Here is a 3,900-nt window from a genome sequence, read left to right as displayed (position 1 = left end):
CACTAAAAGTCCCCTTAAATCTAATTGAGTATGAATCAAAGTTATAAGGTGAAAGCAAAAACGAGTGCTGAATGGCCTACAGACACTTAAGAGCCGCTTTATAACAAGGGCTCTAAAAAACTGTCAAGGAAGCCCCCCAGGCAAATGCGTACTAATGCGTGCTAATTCTTTCCTTAGAGTCAGACTCGCGTTTTTCATCCTTTGCAACTATCTCCGGAGCCACATCCGGCAAGGGCTCCGGCGCGTATTGCAGCGCAATTTGCAGGACCTCGTCAATCCATTTAACCGGTTTAATCTGCAGATCTTGCTTAATATTGTCAGGAATTTCCTTCAGATCGCGTACGTTCTCTTCAGGAATGATCACAGTCTTGATCCCGCCACGGTGAGCCGCCAGCAGTTTTTCCTTCAAACCACCGATCGCCAGCACTTGGCCACGCAAGGTGATTTCGCCAGTCATGGCGACGTCCGCGCGTACAGGAATCCCGGTCAATGCTGACACCAGGGCCGTGCACATGCCTACACCGGCGCTAGGGCCGTCCTTCGGGGTCGCCCCTTCCGGCATATGGATGTGCGTGTCGCGCTTCTCGTGGAAGTCCAGGGGGATCCCCAGGCTCTTGGCACGGCTGCGGACCACGGTCAGGGCGGCGGTGATCGATTCGACCATCACATCCCCAAGCGAACCGGTCTTGATCAACTGGCCTTTGCCCGGTACGACAGCGGCTTCGATGGTCAGCAATTCTCCGCCCACCTGAGTCCACGCCAGGCCGGTCACCTGACCGATCTGATCCTGGGATTCAGCCAGGCCGTAACGGAATTTGCGCACACCCAGGAAGTGTTCCAGCATGTCTGCGGTGACCTTCACCGAGAAGCGTTTTTCCAGTGCGTGCTCTTTGACCGTCTTGCGGCAAACCTTGGCAATCTGGCGCTCAAGCCCCCGTACCCCGGCTTCGCGGGTGTAGTAGCGGATGATGTCGCGGATCGCTTCGGCGTCGAATTCCAGCTCGCCTTTCTTCAAGCCGTTGGCAGCAATCTGCTTCGGCGAGAGGTATTTGACGGCGATGTTGATCTTCTCGTCTTCGGTGTAGCCCGGCAGACGAATCACTTCCATCCGGTCCAGCAGCGCCGGCGGGATGTTCATGGAGTTGGAGGTGCAAAGGAACATCACATCGGACAGGTCGTAGTCGACTTCCAGATAGTGATCGTTGAAGTTGTGGTTCTGCTCTGGATCGAGCACTTCCAGCAACGCCGACGCCGGGTCACCACGCATGTCGCTACCCATTTTGTCGATTTCATCGAGCAAGAACAGCGGGTTGCGGACGCCCACCTTTGTCATCTTTTGAATCAATCTTCCGGGCATCGAACCGATGTAAGTACGGCGATGACCACGAATTTCCGCTTCATCGCGCACGCCACCGAGGGCCATACGGACGAATTTGCGGTTGGTGGCGTGAGCAATCGACTCCGCCAGGGAAGTTTTACCCACCCCAGGAGGACCGACCAGGCACAACACCGGACCACGAATCTTCTTCACGCGCTTTTGCACGGCGAGGTATTCGAGGATGCGTTCTTTGACTTCGTCCAGACCATAGTGGTCGGCGTCGAGAATGTCTTCGGCACGGGCAAGGTCCAGACGCACTTTGCTCTGAGCCTTCCACGGCACCTGAACCAGCCAGTCGATGTACGAACGCACCACTGTCGCTTCCGCAGACATTGGCGACATTTGTTTCAGCTTGTTCAGTTCGCCCTGAGCCTTGGCCAAGGCATCTTTCGGCAGGCCAGCGGCATCGATGCGCTTTTTCAGCTCTTCGATTTCGTTGTGGCCTTCCTCGCTGTCGCCGAGCTCTTTCTGAATGGCCTTCATCTGCTCATTCAGGTAGTACTCGCGCTGACTGCGCTCCATTTGTTTTTTGACGCGACCGCGAATGCGTTTTTCGACTTGCAGCAGATCGATCTCGGCATCCAGCAGCGCCAGGACGTGCTCGACCCGGGCCGACAAATCGATGATTTCGAGGATTTCCTGCTTCTGCTCGATCTTCAGGGCCATGTGCGCGGCCATGGTGTCGACCAGACGACCAGGTTCGTCGATGCTGTTGAGCGACGACAGGACTTCAGCCGGGACTTTCTTGCCCAGCTGCACATATTGTTCGAACTGAGCCAGCAGGCTACGAACGAAGACTTCCGACTCGCGTTCAGGCGCGTCGACTTCGTCGATCAGCGACACTTCGGCACGCAGGTGGCCATCCACTTCGCTGAAGCGCTCCACGGCGCCCCGCTGCTCACCTTCGACCAGAACCTTGACGGTGCCGTCAGGCAGCTTGAGCAGTTGCAGAACGGTTGCAATGGTACCTACGCGATAAAGTGCTTCTTCACCGGGATCGTCGTCAGCAGGGTTTCTCTGAGCCAGCAGAAGGATCTGCTTGTCGCCCGTCATCGCTGCCTCGAGGGCTTCGATGGATTTCTCGCGCCCCACGAACAGCGGGATAACCATGTGCGGATAAACCACGACATCACGCAATGGCAGGAGAGGCAATTCGATGGTTGTCTTCATGATTTCGCCTCTACGGCGGCCATAAGGCCGTAAACAGATGGAAGTAAGCTTGAAACCAAGATGGGGGCTGCTTTCAAAAAAAACAAGCGCAAAGAGGGTGTTAAAAACGCTTTAAAAGAAAAGGGGCCCGAAGGCCCCTTCTTTGTTCCAGCAGCGTGACGCTTAAGCGTCTGGCGCGGCCTTGGCTGTCGGCTCACTGTTTTCGTAGATATACAGTGGCTTGGACTTGCCTTCGATAACGCTTTCATCGATCACTACTTTGCTCACCTCGGACTGCGAGGGGATTTCATACATAGTGTCGAGCAATACACCTTCGAGAATCGAGCGCAGACCACGGGCACCGGTTTTACGTTCCAGGGCACGTTTAGCGACCGATTTCAGTGCGTCGGCCCGGAATTCCAGGTCCACGCCTTCCATCTCGAACAGCTTGGCGTACTGCTTGGTCAGAGCATTTTTCGGCTCGGTGAGAATCTGCATCAAAGCAGCTTCATCAAGCTCGTCCAGCGTAGCGAGGACCGGCAGACGACCGACGAATTCCGGGATCAGACCGAACTTGACCAGATCGTCAGGCTCGACTTCACGCAGGGATTCACCGACTTTCTTGCCTTCTTCCTTGCTGCGAACTTCTGCGTTGAAACCGATGCCACCTTTGGTGGAACGGTTTTGAATAACTTTTTCCAGACCGGAGAAAGCGCCACCGCAGATGAACAGGATGTTACGGGTGTCGACCTGAAGGAATTCCTGCTGCGGATGCTTGCGACCACCTTGCGGCGGAACGGAAGCGACCGTGCCTTCGATCAACTTGAGCAGGGCCTGCTGCACGCCTTCACCGGAAACGTCCCGGGTGATCGACGGGTTGTCAGACTTGCGCGAGATCTTGTCGATCTCATCGATGTAGACAATGCCCATCTGGGCTTTTTCTACGTCGTAATCGCACTTCTGCAGCAGCTTCTGAATGATGTTCTCGACATCTTCACCTACATAACCCGCCTCGGTGAGGGTGGTTGCGTCGGCGATGGTGAACGGAACGTTCAGCAAGCGGGCCAGTGTTTCGGCAAGCAGGGTTTTACCCGAGCCTGTCGGGCCGATCAGCAAGATGTTGCTTTTGCCGAGTTCGACGTCGTCATTCTTTTTGTCACGCTGGTTCAGACGCTTGTAGTGGTTGTATACCGCTACGGCCAGAACCTTTTTCGCACGTTCCTGACCAATCACGTACTGATCAAGGATGCCGCTGATTTCTTTAGGCGATGGCAATTTATGCGCGCTGCTCTCGGCCTGGGCTTCCTGCACCTCATCTCGGATGATGTCATTGCACAGGTCGACGCACTCGACGCAAATAAAGACCGAGGGGC

2 protein-coding genes are annotated in these 3,900 nt (G+C 55.4%); both read right to left on the bottom strand.

All coding sequences use genetic code 11. The features are described from left to right. Positions 1-151 precede the first annotated feature (151 nt). Complete coding sequence (gene lon, locus ACIOYV_RS16580) at positions 152-2,548, bottom strand: endopeptidase La (protein ID WP_054053842.1); 2,397 nt, start codon at positions 2,546-2,548, stop codon at positions 152-154. 162 nt (positions 2,549-2,710) lie between these two features. Beyond that, the coding region (clpX, locus tag ACIOYV_RS16575) for an ATP-dependent Clp protease ATP-binding subunit ClpX (protein WP_401325211.1) at positions 2,711-3,900 on the bottom strand (1,190 nt) is incomplete at its 5' end.

The sequence above is a fragment of the Pseudomonas sp. NPDC087342 genome, assembly GCF_044744265.1.
Taxonomy (GTDB): domain Bacteria; phylum Pseudomonadota; class Gammaproteobacteria; order Pseudomonadales; family Pseudomonadaceae; genus Aquipseudomonas; species Aquipseudomonas nunensis.
Note: the sequence above shows the minus strand (reverse complement) of the source record. Positions and strands in the feature narration are given on the sequence as shown.